Consider the following 22568-nt stretch of genomic DNA (forward strand, 5'->3'; position numbering starts at 1 on the left):
TCGATGGATTGTGAGGAGCGGGAGGTGGGCGCGCGCTTGCGTTCCCGGAGCAGAGGTGGTCTGCTCAGAGTCGCACTTTGCGGTGCGCGCCTACCAGAGAGAGTGCTCGCTCCTAACGGGCGCTCTCTCGCTCTCACTGTTCACCGCCGATGCGGGTATCCCCCGGGGCTGTTACGAGCTGCCGCCCCTTCGGAAGACTTTCCGCGTTTCGCGGGTAGGCTCTCTTTTTCTACATTCCTTTTTTCCTCAGAACCGCCTCAGCCGGTGGCGGGTAAACATGAACCGAGCTAAGTCTCGCGAAAAGGCCCGCCTGGTTCCGGAGTGACGATCGTAAGTTGAGGCGATCCGACCCGTCAGCCATGTCGGCGTTTTCCTCGACCGATGCTCTCCTAAAATCGAATCCTTTCGCATCGACGGCGCCGAACGGCTTCGCGAAGCCGGATCCGAATCTCGGGACGAGGCCGCGGCACTTGAGTTCGTCGAGTGTGCGCAAAGGAATCGCTCCGTGCGGATTCCGCTCCGCTCCCGCAGATTCCGAATCCTTTCTCGCGCATTCCGAGTCGCCGGCGGCGCCACAACCGGAATCGAGGATTCTCACATCGGCGTGAGCGGGCTCTCTCGGGCGTGCCAGATCCGATCCTTGGGCGCCGTTCGACGGAGAAGGATTGCTAAGGATGGATTCCCAAGCCGTTCCGGTCGTCATGTCCGCGCCCTCACCACGCTGCCGGGCCCCAGCCGCTGCGAGATCAGGTCCAACTCGATCAGGTCGTCGCAAGCTGGCCATGACCGTCGGCGCCGGATCTTGGTTCGCCTGCAATCCTTCGAGTAGGCGCCGCGCTAAGCTGCCGCGACGGCGAGCGAACGCGAAACATATCGAGTCGACGCACCTCTCCCAAAATGCTACATTTCTAGGCTTAAACTCCTGTTCCTGAGACGATTTCCGACTCCCAGGTCGCATCCCGCGATTGGATGACGAGAGCGCGTGCATGAATATTCAAACCAAGGCGGGCGGAGAGGATCCGCTTGTCGTAACGCAGTTTTACTACTCGCAGACGTTGCCGTATTTGATGTTCAAACATCACGCGGAAATTCGTCGGCGGCTCGTCGACGTTCCTCGCGAACTGCGACAACGCGAGTTGGCACCTCAACTCATCGCGCTGGGCGAAGCCGCAGGCGATCAGGCGTGGCTCGTCTTCCGCGCGTATCTGGACAAGGTTGAAGCGGAGATCGCAAAGCTCGTTCGAATTCATTCTCCTGGATTTTGGTTTCATCTCCATCGGCGTCGGCGCCCCATGCTCGCGGAGGCGCACGGGTTCAACAACGACGATGCCACCGTGATGTTGGTGCGCAGCATCGCCGAGCTCGCATACGCGAAGCACGGTGCGCTTAGCAAAACCGATGACCTTGGTCCTGTCCGCCGGACGCGATTACAGACCCTACTCGACGGCGCCTGGTATGAAGCCATGGCCGAAGCGTATGGAGGAAAATTGAAGGCGAAGAAGGCCTACCAGGCTTTGCGCGAAACAGACCAGATCGTGATGACCGACTTCCGCCGGTCCGACTTGATAGACGTGTTCGCCATCGAGGGGCTTTGCTACGAATACTGGCGGGCATCGGCCGCGATGCGATGCATCGGCAAGGGATCGATGATCAAGTGGGACCTTGCGCTAGGGTCGCACCGCTACAAGGATAGCGTCGTCAACCCTCTCACGTTCGAGCTTCACGACGCGAGGAACGCTGAAACCTTTGGCTTTCATACGCGGCTTGGCACCTGGCTCGACGAAGAAAATGCCGGCGAGACTGAAGCCGAAGGTGGCGACACGATCAAGTTCGCCCAGTTGAAGCCGAACCCGAAGACGGAAGAGTATCCCGCCTGGAACAGCGTCGCGGGTCGCATCGGGCGCGGGTACGGCGCCACCAGCTTCGAGATCGGCACGTTCTCCTTGGCGCAGTTCCGAAAGGAAAACGCATTTATGGGCGAACCGTTCAGGCTGAAGTACGGAATCGATTTTGACGCGGTACTGTTCGCGGTGTGGGCTGCCGCGTTCTTTGGCACCTACCTCGGCATCACGATGCATAATTCGACGTGGGCGCAGCGCCGCGACCGGACGATGAACAACTTCACGAACCTGATGTTCCGCGGCTACACGATGGTCAGCTTCGACCTCGACGAATTCGCGAGTGAAGCGGTTTGGTTCGCAGAGCAACTCGGGCACGAAAAGGTTTTTACTGTCGAAGAGGTGCGCAAAGCCGTCGAGTTCATATCCTTGAGCGAAGAAGCTCAGAAGAACATTGGTCTCTGGAGTGGCGGCAAGCGCCCAATCCTTCTTCCATCGATGGGCAAGGTAATGATCGATCTGGCGGCGATCCTACCTGCCCTGCATACGATCTTCGTGGGTCTGCGCAAGGCCGCCGGCGGCGGCGAAAGCTTTGAGAACTCTGTGCGCAGCGCGATCCGGGCTCGAGGACTTGATCTCTGCCTCGAAGGCGACCTCAAGTGGTCAAGCGGCAGTCCACGCGAAGTCGACGCCGCCGTCCGGCTGAACGACCGGCTTATCTTAATCGAGTGCTTCTCTTACGAGCTACCTCTCGACTTCGAAGTGGGAAAGCCGAGCGTCTTCGACAAGAGAAAGAAGTTCATCCTGGAGAAGGTCGACCAAGCGCGGTCGCTTGCAGACCGGGTCGCGAAGGAGCCAAAGGGCACAAATTTCGACGTGTCCTGGGCTAAGTCGATCGAATGGAGAGTCGTGTCGCCATTCGTCGAATTCGCGTGGCTGATCGACGAGCCGCTGTACGATGAAGCGGGAATGCCGCGTGTTCTTCAAGTCCAAGAGCTATTGGACCACCTGACAGATGGACGGGTGCCGACCGAAGGTTTGGTCCCGCTGCTCAATGAACTGAGAGGGGTCGAACTCCAAGGCAACTGGTACTGAAGGATCAACGTCCTGCAGTCGTTGCCCCCTTCAACAGACCCTGCTGGCGCCGCTCAATTCATTTTTAGAAAAACGTTCTTCCGCACGCGCAGAACCGAGCGCGATCGAGAACGTTTTTCTAGCCGCGCGCCGACTGTCGGTTGAAGAGATGCCTTGGCACCAACCGACTCGTTCTTATTGCGCGACCGACTCGTTCTTTCGGTGGCGGCATATCCAAAAACAAAGAGCCGCATCTCTGCGGCTCAGGCTCTATTCGTCGCGATAGACCTTCTCGCGTTTCTCGTGGCGCTCCTGCGCTTCCACCGAGAGCGTCGCGATCGGCCGGGCCTCGAGCCGCTTCAACGAGATCGGCTCCCCCGTGTCCTCGCAATAGCCGTAGGTGTTGTCCTCGATACGCTGGAGCGCGGCATCGATCTTGGCGATCAACTTGCGCTGGCGGTCGCGGGCACGGAGTTCGATGGCGCGGTCGGTTTCGGACGATGCCCGATCGGCGAGATCGGGGTGGTTCACGTTCTCCTCCTGCAGGGCTTGCAGGGTGAGCTTGGACTCTTTGAGGATCTCATCCTTCCAGGCGAGGAGCTTCAAACGGAAGTACTCCTTCTGCCTGTCGTTCATGAAAGGCTCTTTTTCGGTCGGTCGGTAGTTTTTCAACTTTTCCAAGGGCGGCCTATCTGTCTAAGCAACGACTCGCAAACGGAACGGAGTCCGCTGAGCGGGGCGTTATATAGCGGCCTCATGTGACAGACAATGTTTCCCTGATCGCCCGATTGGCGCTCCCAAGCCCTTGCACAGGAAGGTTTATCCTGGAGGGCCCCGGGGGGCGGCCGAAGGCCTAGTAGCCGACCGTGAAACGCTGCTTCACATGGGCCGGCCGCTCGATCTCGTCGGCGAGCGCGATGGCGTAGTCCGCGAAGGTGATCCAGCTCTTCCCGTTCGCATCTGCGAGAAGCTGATCGGTCCCAAGCCGGAACTTGCCGGTGCGCTCCCCCTCGACGAACAGGGCCGACGGCGAGATGAAGGTCCAGTTCAGCTCCTTTTCCTGCCGCAGCAGGTCGAGAAAGGCCGAACCCGCCTCCGCCTCAGCCTTGTACTGAACCGGAAAACCGGGAGTTGTAACCAGTTTGACGCCAGGAGCGACCTCAAGGCTGCCGGCCCCGCCGACCACGAGGTAACGACCGACCTTGGAATCCTTTGCCGCGCCGATCAGCTTGAGCGCGTCGCTGGCCAGAAAGTGCACGGAACTCACGGCGACGTCGTGCCCAACCCACAGCTTGGCAAGACCGGACCGGTCGAGGACGTCCCCCTTGGTGGGCGTGACGTTCGGCAGGACTGCGATCTTCTCGGGGTTGCGGGCGATGGCCGTGACCGCGTGGCCGCGGCGGGACAGTTCCTTGGTGATCTCCGACCCGGCCCGGCCCGAGGCGCCGGCAACTGCGATTTTCATGAAAGGCTCCTTTGCTTCGTTGGTAACTATCAGTAACTAGATATCATAAAGAATGCTGGTGTTAAGAGAGCACTTTGTGCTTACCTGCTTACGCAGGAGTAACCGGCGGCGGCCGGCAAATGAGCGGAATGGATCGTGAGGACCCGACGATGAAGCCGGACGTCTATGCAGCGAACTGCCCCACGCGACAGATCCTCGACCGCGTCGGCGACAAATGGGCGGTGCTGATCCTGCTACTGCTGCGCGAGGAGCCGATGCGCTTCAATCAGTTGCGCCGCACGATTGAAGGCATTTCGCAGAAGATGCTGAGCCAGGTTCTCAAGTCGCTCGAGCGCGACGGATTAATCAAGCGTCACGCCATCGCAACCGTGCCGGTGACCGTGGAATACTCGATCACGCAGCTCGGCGTGACGCTCGCAGCTGCGGTCGATCCGCTCCGAGATTGGGCCGAGCAGAATCTGAAAGACGTGCTCGCCGCCCAGCGCCGCTACGACGCGCAGAAGGATGAAGCGGCGTAAGACGCTATGCCTGCCCGGCCTTGGCGAGCTCGACCTCGACGCGCAGCTCGATCTCGGACAGCACCGAGTCCAGACCGGGATCGCCGGAAGACGATTTCAGGTTCGCCGCAGCGTCACGCAGCCGCATCACGGTCGACGCATCGAGTTTGCCGGAGAGGAGCCCCATCTTCAGATCGTCGAGCACGTCGAGCGCGGTCTTGCCGCGCGTGACCGAGCGCTTGCGACGCTCGACGGGGTTCTCTTCGATGCCTTGCAGCGCGAGCAGCCCGTCGATGTTGGCGGCGGCCTTCGGTGCGGCAGCGCCCCGCGTCTCCTGCGCCGACGAGGTGTCGGGCAGCACGAAGGTGCCGGAGCTCGTCCGCCTGGCCTGGCTGGCCGGCGTTCCAAGCGTGGTGCCGTTCGGTCCGTAGATGCGCATCGGAAGCAATCCGGGTGATCGATGCGCCACATTCGCCGTTTTATGGTTAACGGCCCGTAAACAGCCCGGCAAAATCTGCCGACAGGCGGCAGTTTCGCTCCTCAGGGACAACACCGGCTGAGACCGCTCGAAACAGATTTACTCAACCTGTTCAACCACCTACCCCCGCTGCTCCGAGTTGGCACAGCGCTCGCAAGGACAGCGTCGGACCAGCTCGTCATGGGAGTGTCGTGAGGATCCGTCGATTTGAGGAGCCTCGGGGAGCAGAGGATGCCAAGCGTTCGTTGGGTGAGGATTGTTGGGGTGGCCTGCGCCGCGCTGTCAGCGCTGGCGCTCTCGGTCACGTCTGCAAGCGCGACATCGCGCATCAAGGATCTCGCCAACATCGAAGGCGTGCGGCAGAATCAGCTCATCGGCTACGGCCTCGTCGTCGGCCTGAACGGCACCGGCGACACCCTCAACAACATCCCCTTCACCAAGCAGTCGCTGCAAGCGATGCTCGAGCGCATGGGCGTCAACATCCGCGGCGCCACCATCCGCACCGGCAACGTCGCCGCCGTCATGGTGACAGGCAATCTGCCGGCCTTCGCCACCCAGGGCACGCGCATGGACGTCACCGTCTCTGCGCTCGGCGACGCCAAGAATCTCCAGGGCGGCACCCTGCTCGTCACCCCCCTCCTCGGCGCCGACGGCAACGTCTACTCGGTCGCACAGGGCTCGCTCGCGATCTCCGGCTTCCAGGCCGAGGGCGAAGCGGCGAAAATCGTGCGTGGCGTGCCGACCGTCGGACGCATCGCCAACGGCGCCATCATCGAGCGCGAGATCGAGTTCGCGCTCAATCGCCTGCCCAACGTCCGCCTTGCGCTGCGCAACGCCGACTTCACCACGGCCAAGCGGATCGCCGCCGCGATCAACGACTATCTCGGCGTCAAAACCGCCGAGCCGATCGACCCGTCGACGGTGCAGCTTGCGATCCCACCGGAGTTCAAGGGCAACGTCGTCGCCTTTCTCACCGAGATCGAGCAGCTCCAGGTCGAGCCGGATCTCGCCGCCAAGATCATCATCGACGAACGCAGCGGCATCATCGTGATGGGCCGCGACGTCCGCGTCGCCACCGTTGCAGTCGCACAGGGCAACCTCACCGTCACGATCTCCGAGAGCCCGCAGGTGAGCCAGCCCAACCCGCTGTCGCGGGGACGGACCGTGGTCGCGCCGCGCAGCAGCGTCAGCGTCACCGAGGACGGCAAGAAGTTCGCCGTCGTCAAGGACGGCGTCTCGCTTCAGCAGCTCGTCGACGGCCTCAACGGCCTCGGCATCGGCCCGCGCGATCTCATCAGCATCCTGCAGGCGATCAAGGCCGCCGGTGCGATCGAAGCCGACATCGAGGTGATGTGATGCAGACCGGCATGGTCAACACCGCACGCGTCGCCAGCTCCGCCTTCTCAGTGGAGAGCCGCAACGGCCGGCCGGATTTCGACCTCGCCGCGGCCCTGCAGAAGGTCCCGCAGAAGCAGCAGGCCAAGGCGCAGAAGACCGCCACCGACTTCGAGGCGATGTTCCTCAACAGCATGTTCTCGCAGATGACCTCGAGTCTGAAGGGCGAAGGCCCGTTCGGCGACACGCCGGGCACCGGCGTGTGGCGCTCGATGTTGACCGAGCAATATTCCAAGAACTTCGCCAATGCCGGCGGCGTCGGCGTCGCCACCGAAGTCTATCGCACCCTCATCATGCAGCAGGCGAAAACCATCCGCACGGCATAAGGTCAAACGAGATGAACCACTTCAACGCCTCGCGTCAGCCGGTGCAAGCGCAGCGCCCGAACACCGCACCCGGCAGCGCCGAGGCGCGCAAGGTCGCCGGGCAGTTGATGGATGCGATGAGCGCCCTGCTCGGACTGATCGAGCGCGAGACCGAGCTCGTGCGCGCCGGCCAGGTCCGCGAGGCGATGACCCTCGAGAGCAAGAAGCAAGAGCTGTCGCGAAACTATGTCGGCGCCGTCAGCCAGTTGAAGGCCAACCAGGCCCAGCTCGCGAAATCCGAACCCGAACTGCTCTCGACGCTGCATCGGCACCACGATGCATTCCGCGCGATGCTCCAGGTCAATCTCACCGTGCTCGCAACCGCACACGCGGTCTCGGAAAGCGTCGTGCGCGGCGTCAATGCCGAGATCCAGAAGCGCAACGTGCCGAACACCTACACGGCCGCGGGGCGGCGCGCCGCTCCGGGCCCGCGCCACATCACCCCGCTGGCGGTCAGCCGCTCGCTCTGAGCGCGCGCAAGAACAAGCGACAATTTTACGAAAAACCGCGCGGCAACGTGGTCGCGCGGTTAGGCACGTTTCCTTACCGGGTCTTCAATCCTGGTGTTCCATGGTTGCGCATTGAGAGGGGTTGGGATTTGACTCACGTGAGGCAACCAGGAGGCTGCCATGAGTACAGATTTCAGCATCAGGCCGGTGGGGATACCGGCCGCCGTGCAGATCGTAACGACGTCGAACGCGGCGGCACACGAAGCCGTGCAAACCGAGCTGCCAGTGAGCCAGACAGTGGCCGCTGGCGATGCGAGCGCGCCTGCACGCAATGATTTGCGGAGCAACGAAAACGTCTCACGCCAGGTCGTGTTCGACCAGGCGGCGGCGTCCTTCGTCTTCCAGGTCGTCAACGACAGGACCGACGCCGTGGTCAACCAGTTCCCCGACGAAGCAATGCTTCGCCGGCGGGCCTATTTCCATGCGCAGGATTTGAAATCCGAGCCCTCGCGTCCGGCCAGCACCGACCTCAGCGCCTGACGATCAGGCGTCGAGCGTCGCAACGGCAGTGTCGAGATAGCTCGACCCGGTCGCAGGATCGGTGACGACGTTCTTGATCTGCGCCTTGCCGGTATCCGTCAGCGTGAATTTGGTGTTGCCGAAGCGGAACGAGCCGTCCTTGATCACGGACGGCCGGACAGACCGGCGGCGATATTGCGGTTGATCTCGATCAGCGGACGGAAGTGATCGAACTGCGGGCTCATCTGCAGCGCGGCGGTCTGGCTCAGCACGAACACGCTGATGTTGGCGATCTTCTGCCGGACGTCGAGCGGCTGCGGATTGTTCTCGCGCATGGCCTCGCTCAGGAAAATCGTCCAGAGCTTGCGATTGAACATCAGGGCTTGCGTGGTCTGCTCGCTGAACGGCTCGGCGTTGTTGATCGCATCCTGAAGCTTGTTGGCAGCCTTGAGCAGGGTCTGCGCCTCGACGTCGCGAGGGGATGCTGTGGTCGTTGCAACACGCGCGTAGGCCGAGGCAGCGGAATTCGACATCAATCACACCTTGGAGGTTACCTAGCCCGTTGAACGCGCTTAAGGATTTCTTTCCCAACCCTAGGCAGCACCGCTTAAGATTTGCTTACATGTGTGCTTGGAAGCACTCCGGAGTATTACGGGTCCCGAAGTCCTTCATCACGAAGCTAGATGTGCACGTGCACGCTGTAAACAAGCCTCGCACGATGCGCATCAATCTCAGCTAATCCTGTCTTAGCGATCTGCGTAAAATGAACGGCGGAGCCTTGGCCCCGCCGCGAAATTGAGTAGCGATCTTGCGCTGCGAATTAGCGGAGCAGCTGCAGCACGCTCTGTTGCGACTGGTTGGCCAGCGACAGCGCGGACACCGCGATCGACTGGCGGGTCGACAGCGCCTGGCTGTTCGCCGCTTCCTCGTTGGTGTCGGCGAGCGTCAGGTTGGACGAGCCGGTCTGGAGAACGTTGATCAGGTTCTTGGAGAAATCCTGACGCACCTGAACGATCGACAGGTTCGAACCGAGCGACGAACCTTCGGAGCGCAGCGTGCTCGAGGCCGCATTCAGGCTGGCCAGCACCTTGTTGGTGGCACCGTTGTCGATGAAGTCCGTGCCGGGAACGAGGTTGCTGAGACCGAGGCCGGCCGCGTTGAACACCACGCCGTTGATGCCGAGCGTCGAGCTGCCGTTCTCGTTGAAGACCAGCTTCAGCGTGTCGCCGTTGAGCAGGTTGACGCCGTTGAAGGACGAGTCCTGCGAGGTCGTGTCGATCTGCGCCAGGATGTTGTTGAACTGACTGACCAGGCCGGAGCGCGCCGTCTGCGCGACGGGATCCTGAATCGGGGGCTGCGCGGTGGTGAAGGCCAGCACGCCGGTGAGCGTACCGCCGACCGTGCCGCCCGCGGCAGTCGAGCCGAGGGTCGAGGACGCGTACTCGTTGACGGTGGTGACCGTAAGCACGCCGTTGGCGTCGATCGTCGCCGTCAGGTGGTTGGCCTGAAGCTGCACATTGAGCTGGTCGAGCGTCTTGACGGTGCCGTTGGTGCCGTCGCCGAAGGTGACGCTCACCGGGGTGCCGCCGTTAAAGGAGGTGAAGGTCAGCGTCTTGCCGCTGACGCCACCAACACCGGAGTTGCGGGCCGCGGCGAAAGCGGTTGCCGTTCCCGTGTTGCCGCTGAGACCGAACGCGTTGAGCGCGTTGCCGGTGCCGGTGATCGACAGGTCGGCGTTGATGCCGGTCGAGAGTGCAAGCTGACCGCTGCTGTTGACCGACGACGGGATCTGGCCCGCGGTGGTCGACAGGGTCGCCGCGCCGTTGAAGATGCTGGCGGTCTTGACGCCGGTGGCAAGGTCGATCGAGTTGAGCAAATCGGTGAGTGTCGCGCTCTGGATGTAGACGGTCGAATTGCCGTTGCCGTCGGTGACGACGTTGCCGTTGACGCCGCCGGAGGTGACGCTCAACGCCGACTGGGGCGTTTGGGCGTTCTTGAAGGTGATGGTGTGGCCGTCGATGTTCAGGGTCGAACCGTCTTGAACAAGACTGCCCAGCGAGCCGGCCGTCGTCGACCGATTTGCGGTCACGTTGGCATTGCCTGCGCCGGTCGCTGTGGTCAGACCGAGCGCCTTGAGGAAATCGGCCTTTCCGGTCAAGTTTACGTCGGCGCCGGTCGAGCTCTTCAGCGTAACCGCGCCGCCTCCCGAGATGGACGATGCCACCTGGAGCGTGCCGATCGGACCGGCCGAGCCGCTGACAACGATGGTCGCAGCGCCGGCGCTGATGGTCGCGGTCTTGACGCCACTGGCGAGGTCGATCGCGCTGAGGACGTCGTTGACTGTCGCCCCCGGTGCAGCCGCCGTTCCCTCATAGACGATCGAATTGCCGTTGCCGTCGGTGGCGATGTGTCCGCTGGGGTTGAGGCCCCAGCCGGTCGGCTGCGTGTTCGGAGCGACGCCGGTGCGGAAAGTGATGCTCTTGCCGTTGACCGTGATGGTGTCGCCGTCAGCGGGCGCCGTGCTGAAGGTGGCGGATGCCGTGGTGCCGAGCAACGTGGCGGTACCGGACAGTGCGGTGGTGCCGTCGGCGGCGAGCGCTGCTGTTCCGGTAAAGGCGCCGGCGGTCGAGCCCAGCGAGGCGCCAAGTGCGGCGGTCCCCGTGACCGGGGTCACGCCACCGGGTGCGCCGGTATAGAGCACGTTGCTGTTGGCGGTCGCGCTTGCATAGGAGGTCGTGCCGCGCAGGTCGGCGGGCGTCGCACCGGGAATCGTGGTGGAGACGTTCGACTTGGTGGAATAGCCGACCGTGGTCTGGAGCGCCTGGTTGGCGATCGACTTGGCGCTGTCGATCAGCTTCTGCAGCGATGTGATGCCGGTATTGGCCGCCTGGAGCACCTGCACACCGTTGTTGATGCCATCCAGCAGGTTGCTGATGTCGCTCGCCCGGTTGTCCAACCCCTGCGCTGTGAAGAAGTTGGTGGGATTGTCGAGCGCCGTGTTGACCTTCTTACCGGTCGACAGCCGCTCCTGCGTCGTGGCCAGCAAGTCGGCCGTCGACTGCAGCGACAACAGGTTCTGGCGAACGGACGCCGAGAGAACGATGTTGGACATTGGCGAGTCTTCCTCTTGAACCGGGTACGAATCGGCCGCGCGGTCTGGAAAGCGGGCTTTTGTCCAGTCTTAGAGGGTGTCCTTTAAAGTATGGTTAACGCCGGTTTAAGGGATAGGGTTAATAGCGGGTGAACGCCCCTGCCCGCCTCCGGACGCAAAAAAGAGCGGCGGGGCAACTGGCCCCGTCGCTCGATTTATTTAGTAGTTTCAGCCGCTTAGCGGAGCAACTGAAGCACGCTCTGCTGCGAGGTGTTGGCCAGCGACAGCGCGGAGACCGCGATCGACTGGCGGGTCGAGAGCGCCTGGCTGTTGGCCGCTTCGACGTTGGTGTCGGCCAGGGTCAGGTTGGACGAGCCGGTCTGCAGCACGTTGATCAGGTTCTTGTTGAAGTCCTGACGCACCTGCACCACCGAGAGGTTCGAACCGAGCGCTGAGGCTTCCGAGCGCAGCGTGCTCGACGCGGCGTTCAAATTGGTCAGCACGCGGTTGGACGCGGCGTTGTCGATGAAGTCGACACCGACGGTCAGCGCCGCAAGGCCGAGACCCTTGGAGTTGTAGGTCACGCCGGTGATGTTGAGGCTCGACTTGCCGGTCTCGTCGAACACCAGCTTGAGCTGGTCGCCGTTCAGCAGGTTGACGCCGTTGAACGAGGAGTCCTGCGAGGTCGTGTCGATCTGGTTCAGGATGTTGTTGTACTGAGACACCAGATTCGCACGGGCCGTCTGCGCGACGGCATCCTGGACGGGGCTGGAAGCCGTCGAGAATGTCAGCGCCGAAGTGAGCGTGCCGCCGATCCCACCGCCTGCGACGGTCGAACCGATCGTCGAGGACGCGTAGTCGTTGGACGCCGTGATGGTCAGCCGGCCGTTGGCGTCGATCGTGGCAGCCAGGTTGTTGGCCAGAAGCTGCGTGTTGAGCTGATCGAGCGTCTTGACGGTGCCGTTGGTGCCGTCGCCGAAGGTGACGTTGACCGCCGTGCCGCCGTTGAAGGCGGAGAAGGTCAAGGTCTTGCCGGCAATGCCGCCGACACCGGAGGTGCGCGCCGCAGTGAACGCCGACGCGCTGCCGGTGTTGCCGGCGAGCCCGAACACATTCAGCGCATTGCCTGAGCCCGTGATCGACAGATCGGCGTTGATGCCGGTCGAGAGCTTGAGCTGACCGGACGTATTGATCGTCGAGTTCGATTGGCCGGTCGCGGTCGTAAGCGCAGCAACGCCGCTGGCGTTGATCGTCGCGGTCTGCACGCCGGTGGCAAGGTCGATCGCCTTCAGCACGTCGGCAACCGTGCCGGACTGCAGATAGACGGTCGAGTTGCCGTTACCGTCGGTGACGATCGCGCCGTTCGCACCATACCCGCTCGGAACGCTCGGAGCACCGGTCGTACCCGGGGTCGGCGCGTTCTTGAAGGTGATGGTGTGACCATCGACGTTCAGCGACGAACCATCCGTAAGGGTCGCACCCAGCGAGCCCGCGCTCGTGGTCCGGTTGACGGACACGCTTGCATTGCCTGCACCGGAAGACGTCGTCAGGGCGAGAGCCTTGAGCAGGTCGGCCTTGCCGGTGACGCTCAGATCCGCACCCGTCGAGCTCTTCAGCGTGACGGCGCCGCCAGCAGCGCTCGAGGCGGTCTGGCCGACGCTGGTGGCGATCGTCGCGGCACCCGCAGTGATCGAAACCGTCTTCACGCCGCTGGCGAGATCGATCGCGGTCAAGAGATCGTTGACGTTTGCAGCCGGCGTGCCGGCGGTGCCTAGATAGACGGTGGTGTTGCCGCTGCCGTCGGTGACGAGATTGCCGCTGACGCCCGAACCGGACGTAACCGCAGTCGAGGCCGGAGCAGAACCCGAGCGGAAGGTGATGGTCTTGCCGTTCACGGTCAGTGTGTCGCCGTCGGCGGGCTGGGCGTTGCCGACCAGACCGGTTGCGGTCGTGCCCGAGGTGGCGATCAGGGTGATGGTGCCGGTCAGGGCCGTGGTGCCGTCGCCGGCCGTTGCGCCAGTGCTTGCAAAGGAGCCGATGGTGGCGCCGAGCGTCGTGGTGCCGCTTGCCGCCGTGGTGCCGCCGGCCGTGCCGTTATAGAGCACGTTGCTGCTTGCAGTCGCGCTGGCGAAGGACGTAGTGCCGCGCAGGTCGGCCGCCGTCGCACCCGCGATCGAGGTGGAGACGTTGGACTTGGTGGAGTAGCCGACAGTGGTCTGCAGCGCCTGGTTGGCGATCGACTTCGCAGAGTCGATCAGCTTCTGCAGCGAGGTCAGGCCGGTGTTGGCGGCCTGCAGCACCTGCACGCCGTTGGCGATGCCGTCGAGCAGATTGTTGATGTCGCTGGCGCGGTTGTCGAGCGACTGGGCTGTGAAGAAGTTGGTGGGATTGTCCAGGGCCGAATTGACGCTCTTGCCGGTCGACAGACGGTTCTGTGTGGTGGCGAGGAGGTCGGCGGTGGACTGGAGAGACAGCAGGTTCTGACGAACCGACGCAGAGAGAACAATACCGGACATAACACTTACCCTTCTGGTTTACGCGTCTTCGTTCGATCGCTTCGGATCGAGTGACGGGGACAGCGTGCCGCGACATGGCTAACAAAGGGTGAAACGACACGCGCCCGCATTAAGCGCGGGTTCACCATAAGTGCGCGGAAGGCGTGGTCGCGGCCGGCAATCAGGCTGAAATCATTGGCGTTTATCCGCGCTTACCCTCCATTAACCATAACCGCTGGTTACTTTTTCAGAGCGTTGCGTGGCTGCGAATGTCGGCTGACGCACGAAAAAAACGGCGGGGCCGAAGCCCCGCCGCCGGATCTTGCTTGCGATGTCTTCCGCTTGTTAGCGGAGCAGCTGGAGCACGCTCTGCTGCGACTGGTTGGCCAGCGACAGCGCGGAGACCGCGATCGACTGGCGGGTCGACAGCGCCTGGCTGTTGGCGGCTTCGACGTTGGTGTCGGCCAGGGTCAGGTTGGACGAACCGGTCTGCAGCACGTTGATCAGGTTCTTGTTGAAGTCCTGACGAACCTGCACGATCGTCAGGTTCGAACCGAGGCTCGACGCTTCCGAACGCAGCGTGCTCGAGGCCGTGTTCAGGTTGGTCAGCACCTTGTTGGTGGCGGCGTTGTCGATGAAGTCGACACCGCCGGTCAACGCAGCGAGGCCGAGACCCTTGGAGTTGTAGGTCACGCCGGTGATGCTGAGGTTCGACTTGCCGGTCTCGTCGAACACCAGCTTGAGCTGGTCGCCGTTCAACAAATTGACGCCGTTGAACGAGGAGTCCTGCGAAGTCGAGTCGATCTGCTGAAGGATGTTGTTGTACTGGTTGACGAGATTCGCCCGCGACGTCTGGGCAACTGTATCCTGGACGGGGCTGGAGGCCGTCGAGAAGGTCAGCGCCGAAGTGAGCGTGCCGCCGATCGAACCACCTGCGGAGCTTGAGCCGATGGTCGAGGACGCGTAGTCGTTGGTGGTCGAGACCGTCAGCAGGCCGTTGGCGTCGATCGTCGCGGTCAGGTTGTTGGCCTGAAGCTTCGAGTTGAGCTGGTCGAGCGTCTTGACGGTGCCGTTGGTGCCGTCGCCGAAGGTGGCATTGACCGCCGTGCCGCCGTTGAAGGCGGAGAAGGTCAGGGTCTTGCCCGTGAGGCCGCCAACGCCCGAAGTCCGTGCCGCGGTGAAGGCGCTCGCAGTGCCGGTGTTGCCGGCAAAGCCGAGCCCGTTCAGCGCGTTGCCGGTGCCTGTGATCGAGAGGTCGGCATTGACGCCGGTCGAGATCTTGAGCTGACCCGAAGCGTTGATCGACGAGTTGGTCTGGCCGGTTGCAGTCGTAAGCGCAGCAACGCCGCTGGCGTTGATCGTCGCGGTCTGCACGCCGGTGGCAAGGTCGATCGCCTTCAGCACGTCGTTAACCGTGCCGGACTGCAGATAGACGGTCGAGTTGCCGCTGCCGTCGGTGACGACCGCACCGCTCGCACCATACCCGCTCGGAACGCTCGGAGCACCGGTCGTACCCGGGGTCGGCGCGTTCTTGAAGGTGATGACGTGACCGTCGACGTTCAGCGTCGAACCGTCAGCGATCGTCGCACCCAGCGAGCCAGCGCTCGTGGTCCGGTTGACGCTCACGGTGGCGTTGCCGCCGCCCACTGCCGAGCTCAGGCCGAGAGCCTTGAGCAGGTCGGCCTTGCCGGTGACGCTCAGATCCGCGCCCGTCGAGCTCTTCAGCGTGACGGCGCCGCCGCCGACGCTCGAAGCGGTCTGGTTGACGCTGGTGGCGAGCGTCGCGGCACCCGCGGTGATGGACGCCGTCTTCACGCCGCTGGCGAGATCGACCGCGGTCAAGAGATCGTTAACGGTCGCAGTCGGGGTGCCCGCGGTGCCGAGATAGACGGTGGAGTTGCCGCTGCCGTCGGTGACGAGGTTACCGCTGACGCCAGAACCGGAGGCCACCGCAGTCGACGCCGGAGCAGAGCCCGAGCGGAAGGTGATGGTCTTGCCGTTCACGGTCAGCGTGTCGCCGTCGGCGGGCTGGGCGTTGCCGACCAGGCCGGTTGCGGTCGTGCCCGAAGTGGCGATCAGGGTGATGGCGCCGGTCAGGGCCGTGGTGCCGTCGCCGGCCGTTCCCGCGGTACCCGTGAAGGTGCCGAGGGTGGCGCCAAGCGTCGTGGTGCCGCCTGCCGCCGTGGTGCCGCCGGCCGTGCCGTTATACACGACGTTGCTGCTCGCGGTCGCGCTGGCGAAGGACGTGGTGCCGCGCAGGTCGGCCGCCGTCGCACCCGAGATCGAGGTGGAGACGTTGGACTTGGTGGAGTAGCCGACCGTGGTCTGCAGCGCCTGGTTGGCGATCGACTTCGCAGAGTCGATCAGCTTCTGCAGCGAGGTGATGCCGGTGTTGGCAGCCTGCAGCACCTGCACGCCCGTTGGCGATGCCGTCGAGCAAATTGTTGATGTCGCTGGCGCGGTTGTCGAGCGACTGGGCCGTGAAAAAGTTGGTGGGATTGTCCAGGGCCGAGTTGACGCTCTTGCCGGTCGACAGACGGCTCTGCGTGGTGGCGAGAAGATCAGCGGTGGACTGGAGGGAGAGCAGGTTCTGACGAACTGACGAGGAGAGAACGATACCGGACATTGAGTGTTACCCTTCTGGTACGCAACGCAACAAACTTCGATTAGGATTAATCGATGCCGGAACCGTGAACACAGACGGCTAACAAAGCATGAAGCGTGTCGCTCCAATCCTTGCGCAGATTCACCATACGAGCGATCGGAGCCGGATCCGGTTCTCCCATATCGCCATGATAGGATGACGCTTTTTCGTGCAGCGACCCGGCGTTTGCGACTTGTCAACCATAACTCAGAGTGAGCGATCGGCTGCATCCGAATGCATCGTCTCCGCTTCGCCGAGCGGCACTCTGATGCCGTCGCAAAAAGAAAGCGGCGGAGCCGAAGCCCCGCCGCCGGATCTTGCTTGCGATGTCTTCCGCTTGTTAGCGGAGCAGCTGGAGCACGCTCTGCTGCGACTGGTTGGCCAGCGACAGCGCGGAGACCGCGATCGACTGGCGGGTCGACAGCGCCTGGCTGTTCGCCGCTTCGGTGTTGGTGTCGGCCAGGGTCAGGTTGGACGAACCGGTCTGCAACACGTTGATCAGGCTCTTGTTGAAGTCCTGACGAACCTGCACCACCGAGAGGTTCGAACCGAGGCTCGACGCTTCCGAGCGCAGTGTGCTCGACGCGGCGTTCAGGTTCGACAGCACCTTGTTGGTCGCGGAGTTGTCGATGAAGTCGACACCGCTGGTCAACGCAGCGAGGCCGAGACCCTTGGAGTTGTAGGTCACGCCGGTGATGCTGAGGTTCGACTTGCCGGTCTCGTCGAACACCAGCTTGAGCTGGTCGCCGTTCAACAAATTGACGCCGTTGAACGAGGAGTCCTGCGAGGTCGTGTCGATCTGGTTCAGGATGTTGTTGTACTGAGACACCAGGTTCGAACGCGACGTCTGGGCAACCGTATCCTGGACGGGGCTGGAAGCCGTCGAGAAGGTCAGCGCCGAAGTGAGCGTGCCGCCGATCGAACCACCTGCGGCGCTCGATCCGATGGTCGAGGACGCGTAGTCGTTGGTGGTCGAGACCGTCAGCAGGCCGTTGGCGTCGATCGTCGCGGTCAGGTTGTTGGCCTGAAGCTTCGTGTTGAGCTGATCGAGCGTCTTGACGGTGCCGTTGGTGCCGTCGCCGAAGGTGACATTGACCGCCGTGCCGCCGTTGAAGGCGGAGAAGGTCAAAGACTTGCCGCTGATGCCGCCGACGCCCGAGGTCCGTGCCGCGGTGAAGGCGCTCGCAGTGCCGGTGTTGCCGGCAAAGCCGAGCCCGTTCAGCGCGTTGCCGGTGCCTGTGATCGAGAGGTCGGCATTGACGCCGGTCGAGATCTTGAGCTGACCAGATGCGTTGATCGACGAGTTGGTCTGGCCGGTCGCAGTCGTAAGCGCAGCAACGCCGCTGGCGTTGATCGTCGCGGTCTGCACGCCGGTGGCAAGGTCGATCGCCTTCAGCACGTCGTTAACCGTGCCGGACTGCAGATAGACGGTCGAGTTGCCGCTGCCGTCGGTGACGACCGCACCGCTCGCACCATACCCGCTCGGAACGCTCGGAGCACCGGTCGTACCCGGGGTCGGCGCGTTCTTGAAGGTGATGACGTGACCGTCGACGTTCAGCGTCGAACCGTCAGCGATCGTCGCACCCAGCGAGCCAGCGCTCGTGGTCCGGTTGACGCTTACGGTGGCGTTGCCGCCGCCCACTGCCGAGCTCAGGCCGAGAGCCTTGAGCAGGTCGGCCTTACCGGTGACGCTCAGATCCGCGCCCGTCGAGCTCTTCAGCGTGACGGCGCCGCCGCCGACGCTCGAAGCGGTCTGGTTGACGCTGGTGGCGAGCGCGTCGCGGCACCCGCGGTGATGGACGCCGTCTTCACGCCGCTGGCGAGATCGACCGCGGTCAAGAGATCGTTAACGGTCGCAGTCGGGGTGCCCGCGGTGCCGAGATAGACGGTGGAGTTGCCGCTGCCGTCGGTGACGAGGTTACCGCTGACGCCAGAACCGGAGGCCACCGCAGTCGACGCCGGAGCAGAGCCCGAGCGGAAGGTGATGGTCTTGCCGTTCACGGTCAGCGTGTCGCCGTCGGCGGGCTGGGCGTTGCCGACCAGGCCGGTTGCGGTCGTGCCCGAAGTGGCGATCAGGGTGATGGCGCCGGTCAGGGCCGTGGTGCCGTCGCCTGCCGTTCCCGCGGTACCCGTGAAGGTGCCGAGGGTGGCGCCGAGCGTCGTGGTGCCGCCTGCTGCCGTGGTGCCGCCGGCCGTGCCGTTATACACGACGTTGCTGCTCGCGGTCGCGCTGGCGAAGGACGTGGTGCCGCGCAGGTCGGCCGCCGTCGCACCCGAGATCGAGGCGGAGACGTTGGACTTGGTGGAGTAGCCGACCGTGGTCTGCAGCGCCTGGTTGGCGATCGACTTCGCAGAGTCGATCAGCTTCTGCAGCGAGGTGATGCCGGTGTTGGCAGCCTGCAGCACCTGCACGCCGTTGGCGATGCCGTCGAGCAGATTGTTGATGTCGCTGGCGCGGTTGTCGAGCGACTGCGCGGTGAAGAAGTTGGTGGGATTGTCCAGGGCCGAGTTGACGCTCTTGCCGGTCGACAGACGGTTCTGCGTGGTGGCGAGAAGGTCAGCGGTGGACTGGAGGGAGAGCAGGTTCTGGCGAACCGACGAGGAGAGGACGATACCTGACATGACTCTGTTACCTTTCTGGTAAACGACGCTACTGTTACTCGTCTGCTTGGATCGAGATGGACCCAGCGACCGGCGGACCGTGGGGCGGAGTCCTCTAACGAAACATGAAATGGAATCGGCGCTTTTGCTGAGTCGGCGCGCGATTCGCCCGATCTGCACACGAGCGACGCTGCGCCGCCGGGCGAATTCGACGTTGATGTAATTGAGCTTTTCGGCGGCGTGGGCCGGGATTTACAACTCGTTAACTAGTCTTGATGGAGTATTGCGCCCTGACCCGCCGCAACACACGCTCGGTTACGAAAGCGTTGATGGAGAACAGGCATGGCCCTCAAGGTCGAGCTCAGACCGCACGAACGCATCATCGTCGGTAACTGCGTGATAACCAACACGGACCAGCGCGCCCGCCTTCTGATCGACGGCGACAACGTGCCGATCCTGCGCGAGCGCGACATCCTCACGCCGGAGACCGCCGACACGCCCGCCAAGCTCGTCTATCTGGCGGTCCAGCTCATGTACATCTCGCCGGATCCGCAGACCCAGCACGGCACCTATTTCAACCTCGTGCGCGACATCGTCACCGCGGTGCCGAGCTCCTGGCCCATCATCGAAGGCATCAACAACAACATCCTCAACGGCGATCTCTATCGCGCACTGAAGGACGCCCGCAAGTTGATCGCCTACGAAGAAAAGCTGCGGGGCCAGTTCGAGGCCACGCGTCCCAAGGCAGAAGCGGACCAGGACGACGTCAGCACCGCCGCCTGATATAGCCCGTTCGCGCGGCAGCGCTGCGCAAACGACCAGACCGCGCAAACGACAACGGCCCCGGATCGCCTCCGGGGCCGTTGTCGTTTCAGGCCTGCATCAATACTCCTGCGCCGCGAGCGGCGGCGCTTCGACCTCGATCACAGTATCGCGGCTCCGCCGTCCGCCGAATTCCAGCACCGCTGCGACCAGCGCGTCGATGTCCGTCTCGTCGGTTCGGTGATTGACGATCGCGGCGCGGATCGCAAACTTGCCGCCCAGCGTCGTGCTTGAGGGCGCCGCGATACCGGACTCCTGGATGTCGGCGACGATCTCCCGATTGACCTCATCGGGGGCGCGGTAACGGAAGCAGACGATGTTGAGATTGACCGGTGCCAGCAATTCCAGCCGCGGCTCGGCGAGAACGCGCGTCTCCAGATATTTCGCCAGGGCACAGCTTCGCGCGATCACCGCGCCGAGCCGATCGGTGCCGAACGTCTTCAGCGTGAACCACGTCTTCAGCGCACGGAAGCCACGCGATAGATCGGGACCGAGATCACAGGGCCAGATCGCGCCCGCCGCAAGCCCTCTCGCCTCGCGGCGCAGATAGGCCGCGGGCTGCGCAAAGGCCTGCCGATGCTGCTCGCCGTCGCGCACCAGCAGAAAGCCGGCGTCATAAGGCACCTGCCCCCATTTGTGGAAGTCGAGCGCGATAGAATCCGCAAGCTCGATGCCGCCGATCAGCGGCGCAAGCTCGGGCGACAGGATCGCCAGCGCTCCGAAGGCGCCGTCGACGTGAAACCAGATTCCCTCCTCGCGGCACAGCTCCGCGATCGCCTTGAGATCGTCGACCGCGCCGATGTCGACCGTACCGGCGGATGCGACGACCAGGAACGGCTTGAAACCGACATCGCGATCAATCGCGATCTGCGCACGCAGCGCGGCGACGTCGATACGATGATCGGCATCGACGCCGATCTTGCGCAGCGCATCGGTGCCGAGCCCGGCGACGTCCATCGCCCTCGCCACGCAACCATGCGCGGCCTGCGACGTGTAGGCGGTCAGAAGTGCGCCATCGTTGCCGATGCCGTACTGCCGCGCCAGCGTGCCGAGCGCGCTCGTACGTGCCACCAGCACCGCCATCAGATTGGCCATCGACGTGCCCGTCACGAAGATGCCGCTCGCGCTGTCGGGAAAGGCGAACAGGCGGCGCATCCAGCCGACGATCTGGCGTTCGACCTCGATCGGCATGTGGTCGCGGCCACCGAGATTGGCGTTGAGGCCTGCCGCGAGCATTTCCGCGACCATGCCGACCGCGGTGCCGCCGCCATGCACCCAGCCCATGAAACCCGGATGGACATTCCCCGTCGCGTAGGGCGCGACGTGCTCGGCGAATTCGCGATAGACGTCGGCGAGATCGCTTGCCTCGCGCGGCACGTCGGCCTTGAATGCCGCACGGACGCCGTCGGGGATCGGCTGCCACACCGGACGTGCGCGAACGTTGACGATGCCGTCGATCGTCTCGTCAAGCATGCGATGGGCGAGCGCACGAAACTCGCCCCAGTCCTGCGGATCGAGCGAAGTGTGCGTGACGGAGCTTTGCGTGTTGCGGATGATCTCGTTCATGCTGCACTCTCCTCGCCCGCTCTTGCATGCCGCGACAGCATCGTCGTGAATGCCGCAAAGATCTTGCGCATCTGCGGCGGCTTGTACGGAAACACGGCCGGCGGATCCATGTTGTGCACGACGGCAGTATTGTCGGCTTCGAAGACCAGCAGCTCGCGGTTCTGGTTCTCGGCGCAATCGACGATGAAGTAATCGAGGCCGACGCGCCTGCTCATCTCGTCGAGCGCGACTTTGTGGCGCGCGGCGAAAGCATGGTCGAAGTCGAGCATGAAGACGGCTTCTTCGGCCCGCTTCTCTTCGCTGAACGCCATGAAGGCGTTGAGATACCAGATGTCCCAGCGATCGGCGATCGCCATGTGGCAGGCATAGGGTTTGCCGTCGACCATGGCGAGGCGATATTTGCGGTAGAGCCCATCGGGACTCGCATAGTCGACGAAACGCGCAAGGAAGAAGTCGTTCTCTTGCCGCTCGGCAAGATAGGCCGCGAGCGCCGCCGCGTCATCGAGCTTGGCAAGCCCGACGCCGGCATGCGAGCCGCGCGGCCGCGCGATCATCGGAAAGTGCGGTTCGCCCGCGATGTCTTCGCAGGCGATGTTCCCTGTCGAGAGATCCGACAATTGCGCGCGCGTCGCGTGGATGGTCGCGGGAATGTCGAGGCCGGGCACGCCCGCCAGCAACCGATACAGCTTGTCGCGATCGAGATTGCCGATGAGATCGGGGCGATTGAGCAGCGGCCGCGGCCAGCGCGGCGCCGCCTTCTCGATCAGCGCGAGCGCCTCCCGGCATTCTTCGGAATCGGATGCAATCACGATGGCGACGTCGTGCTCGGGCAGATTTTCCGGCAGGCCGATGCCCTTGACCACGTAGAGCGTCAACAGCTCAATGTCGGAGTCTTCAAGCAGGAAGTCGATCGGCGTGTTGCCGCCCATGTCGATATCGGCGGCGAGTGCGAGCACGCGCAGGCGGGGTTTTGGAACAGCGCAAGGCGTACGAAACAATTGGTGGAAGGAGAGCACCTCGGTCTGGATCACGAGCCCGGCCTCCTTCTCGCCGAGAAGCTGGGCAATCAGCGACAGATCCAGGCCTTCGCCCGCCTCCGCCGTCCCCTCATCGATCCGCGTCAGGAGCCGGTCGCGCAACGGATGCAGGTCGCCGCCCTCGAATGCCCGGCGCGTCAATTGCGCAAAGCCGATGCGGTCGGCATGGTTCGGCGCGGTCACGCCGATCGGCGCGGAAACTGGATGTTGCATCTCACACCTCGAACGCGGA

At 63.5% G+C, this 22568-nt stretch carries 15 protein-coding genes and 3 pseudogenes; 7 read left to right on the plus strand and 11 right to left on the minus strand.

The window, feature by feature from the left end:
• Nucleotides 1-986 precede the first annotated feature (986 nt).
• Nucleotides 987-2933 carry a hypothetical protein gene (locus ACVWYI_RS28145; RefSeq protein ID WP_354052753.1) on the plus strand — a complete coding sequence of 649 codons (1947 nt, stop codon included), beginning with the start codon at nt 987-989 and terminating at the stop codon, nt 2931-2933.
• Between the two features lie 249 nt (nt 2934-3182).
• Here the strand turns inward: ACVWYI_RS28145 and dksA are convergent, their stop codons facing one another.
• Nucleotides 3183-3548: an RNA polymerase-binding protein DksA gene (gene dksA / locus ACVWYI_RS28150; protein WP_008554760.1), complete on the minus strand. Its 366-nt coding sequence runs from the start codon at nt 3546-3548 to the stop codon at nt 3183-3185.
• A gap of 217 nt (nt 3549-3765) precedes the next feature.
• Nucleotides 3766-4377, minus strand: coding sequence for an NAD(P)-dependent oxidoreductase (locus tag ACVWYI_RS28155; RefSeq protein WP_456663728.1), 612 nt, complete (start codon nt 4375-4377; stop codon nt 3766-3768).
• 149 nt (nt 4378-4526) lie between these two features.
• On the opposite strand from ACVWYI_RS28155, the gene ACVWYI_RS28160 reads away from it, so the two are divergent.
• Nucleotides 4527-4895 (plus strand): winged helix-turn-helix transcriptional regulator, encoded by a 369-nt coding sequence (locus tag ACVWYI_RS28160; protein ID WP_456649815.1) that lies wholly within the window; start codon nt 4527-4529, stop codon nt 4893-4895.
• Between the two features lie 4 nt (nt 4896-4899).
• On the opposite strand, the gene ACVWYI_RS28165 is transcribed toward ACVWYI_RS28160, so the two are convergent.
• A complete protein-coding gene (locus ACVWYI_RS28165) occupies nt 4900-5313 on the minus strand; it encodes a flagellar assembly protein FliX (protein WP_247351970.1) in 414 nt (137 codons plus the stop codon).
• 270 nt (nt 5314-5583) lie between these two features.
• Between ACVWYI_RS28165 and ACVWYI_RS28170 the strand changes: the two genes are divergently transcribed.
• The 4 genes from ACVWYI_RS28170 to ACVWYI_RS28185 all read left to right on the plus strand — a co-directional run bounded on the left by ACVWYI_RS28170 (nt 5584) and on the right by ACVWYI_RS28185 (nt 8101).
• Nucleotides 5584-6708 carry a flagellar basal body P-ring protein FlgI gene (locus tag ACVWYI_RS28170; protein ID WP_247351972.1) on the plus strand — a complete coding sequence of 375 codons (1125 nt, stop codon included), beginning with the start codon at nt 5584-5586 and terminating at the stop codon, nt 6706-6708.
• Nucleotides 6708-7073 carry a flagellar assembly peptidoglycan hydrolase FlgJ gene (gene flgJ / locus ACVWYI_RS28175; protein ID WP_247351973.1) on the plus strand — a complete coding sequence of 122 codons (366 nt, stop codon included), beginning with the start codon at nt 6708-6710 and terminating at the stop codon, nt 7071-7073. The genes ACVWYI_RS28170 and flgJ overlap by 1 nt, the downstream gene beginning before the upstream one ends.
• A gap of 11 nt (nt 7074-7084) precedes the next feature.
• A complete protein-coding gene (locus ACVWYI_RS28180; protein WP_456649289.1) occupies nt 7085-7582 on the plus strand; it encodes a hypothetical protein in 498 nt (165 codons plus the stop codon).
• 159 nt (nt 7583-7741) lie between these two features.
• Complete coding sequence (locus tag ACVWYI_RS28185) at nt 7742-8101, plus strand: hypothetical protein (protein WP_247351977.1); 360 nt, start codon at nt 7742-7744, stop codon at nt 8099-8101.
• Nucleotides 8102-8104: 3 nt separating this feature from the next.
• Here ACVWYI_RS28185 and ACVWYI_RS28190 read toward each other — a convergent pair.
• From ACVWYI_RS28190 to ACVWYI_RS28215, 6 genes and pseudogenes are all read right to left on the minus strand, one after another.
• Nucleotides 8105-8248: pseudogene (locus ACVWYI_RS28190) on the minus strand (hypothetical protein); the annotation flags it as partial.
• Nucleotides 8245-8613 (minus strand): flagellar biosynthesis regulator FlaF, encoded by a 369-nt coding sequence (gene flaF / locus ACVWYI_RS28195; protein ID WP_247351981.1) that lies wholly within the window; start codon nt 8611-8613, stop codon nt 8245-8247. The gene flaF and the pseudogene ACVWYI_RS28190, both read right to left, overlap by 4 nt.
• Before the next feature lie 287 nt (nt 8614-8900).
• Nucleotides 8901-11192 carry a DUF1522 domain-containing protein gene (locus ACVWYI_RS28200; RefSeq protein WP_456663729.1) on the minus strand — a complete coding sequence of 764 codons (2292 nt, stop codon included), beginning with the start codon at nt 11190-11192 and terminating at the stop codon, nt 8901-8903.
• A 215-nt stretch (nt 11193-11407) separates the two neighbouring features.
• Entirely contained in the window at nt 11408-13687 is a 2280-nt protein-coding gene (locus ACVWYI_RS28205) for a DUF1522 domain-containing protein (RefSeq protein ID WP_247351985.1), read from the minus strand.
• 324 nt (nt 13688-14011) lie between these two features.
• A pseudogene (locus tag ACVWYI_RS28210) lies at nt 14012-16292 on the minus strand (DUF1522 domain-containing protein).
• A gap of 358 nt (nt 16293-16650) precedes the next feature.
• Nucleotides 16651-18932: pseudogene (locus ACVWYI_RS28215) on the minus strand (DUF1522 domain-containing protein).
• Nucleotides 18933-19253: 321 nt separating this feature from the next.
• On the opposite strand from ACVWYI_RS28215, the gene flbT reads away from it, so the two are divergent.
• Entirely contained in the window at nt 19254-19694 is a 441-nt protein-coding gene (gene flbT / locus ACVWYI_RS28220; protein ID WP_247351989.1) for a flagellar biosynthesis repressor FlbT, read from the plus strand.
• Between the two features lie 99 nt (nt 19695-19793).
• On the opposite strand, the gene ACVWYI_RS28225 is transcribed toward flbT, so the two are convergent.
• Together ACVWYI_RS28225 and ACVWYI_RS28230 are read right to left on the minus strand one after the other, a co-directional pair.
• Nucleotides 19794-21299 (minus strand): pyridoxal phosphate-dependent decarboxylase family protein, encoded by a 1506-nt coding sequence (locus ACVWYI_RS28225; RefSeq protein ID WP_456663730.1) that lies wholly within the window; start codon nt 21297-21299, stop codon nt 19794-19796.
• The gene (locus tag ACVWYI_RS28230; RefSeq protein WP_456649284.1) at nt 21296-22549 is read right to left on the minus strand and encodes a hypothetical protein; all 1254 of its coding nucleotides are present in this window, start codon (nt 22547-22549) and stop codon (nt 21296-21298) included. Before ACVWYI_RS28230 ends, ACVWYI_RS28225 begins: the two co-directional genes overlap by 4 nt.
• Nucleotides 22550-22568: the final 19 nt, after the last annotated feature.

It is taken from the genome of Bradyrhizobium sp. LB13.1 (assembly GCF_054056815.1).

What these genes read in the sequence shown, in the direction of transcription:
- ACVWYI_RS28160 (WP_456649815.1), top strand. Translation starts at nt 4,527, where the DNA reads ATGAAGCCGGACGTCTATGCAGCGAACTGCCCCACGCGACAGATCCTC.
- ACVWYI_RS28200 (WP_456663729.1), bottom strand. Translation starts at nt 11,192, where the DNA reads ATGTCCAACATCGTTCTCTCGGCGTCCGTTCGCCAGAACCTGTTGTCG.
- dksA (WP_008554760.1), bottom strand. Translation starts at nt 3,548, where the DNA reads ATGAACGACAGGCAGAAGGAGTACTTCCGTTTGAAGCTCCTCGCCTGG.
- ACVWYI_RS28145 (WP_354052753.1), top strand. Translation starts at nt 987, where the DNA reads ATGAATATTCAAACCAAGGCGGGCGGAGAGGATCCGCTTGTCGTAACG.
- ACVWYI_RS28165 (WP_247351970.1), bottom strand. Translation starts at nt 5,313, where the DNA reads ATGCGCATCTACGGACCGAACGGCACCACGCTTGGAACGCCGGCCAGC.
- ACVWYI_RS28170 (WP_247351972.1), top strand. Translation starts at nt 5,584, where the DNA reads ATGCCAAGCGTTCGTTGGGTGAGGATTGTTGGGGTGGCCTGCGCCGCG.
- ACVWYI_RS28225 (WP_456663730.1), bottom strand. Translation starts at nt 21,299, where the DNA reads ATGAACGAGATCATCCGCAACACGCAAAGCTCCGTCACGCACACTTCG.
- ACVWYI_RS28185 (WP_247351977.1), top strand. Translation starts at nt 7,742, where the DNA reads ATGAGTACAGATTTCAGCATCAGGCCGGTGGGGATACCGGCCGCCGTG.
- flgJ (WP_247351973.1), top strand. Translation starts at nt 6,708, where the DNA reads ATGCAGACCGGCATGGTCAACACCGCACGCGTCGCCAGCTCCGCCTTC.
- ACVWYI_RS28230 (WP_456649284.1), bottom strand. Translation starts at nt 22,549, where the DNA reads ATGCAACATCCAGTTTCCGCGCCGATCGGCGTGACCGCGCCGAACCAT.
- ACVWYI_RS28180 (WP_456649289.1), top strand. Translation starts at nt 7,085, where the DNA reads ATGAACCACTTCAACGCCTCGCGTCAGCCGGTGCAAGCGCAGCGCCCG.
- flaF (WP_247351981.1), bottom strand. Translation starts at nt 8,613, where the DNA reads ATGTCGAATTCCGCTGCCTCGGCCTACGCGCGTGTTGCAACGACCACA.
- flbT (WP_247351989.1), top strand. Translation starts at nt 19,254, where the DNA reads ATGGCCCTCAAGGTCGAGCTCAGACCGCACGAACGCATCATCGTCGGT.
- ACVWYI_RS28205 (WP_247351985.1), bottom strand. Translation starts at nt 13,687, where the DNA reads ATGTCCGGTATTGTTCTCTCTGCGTCGGTTCGTCAGAACCTGCTGTCT.
- ACVWYI_RS28155 (WP_456663728.1), bottom strand. Translation starts at nt 4,377, where the DNA reads ATGAAAATCGCAGTTGCCGGCGCCTCGGGCCGGGCCGGGTCGGAGATC.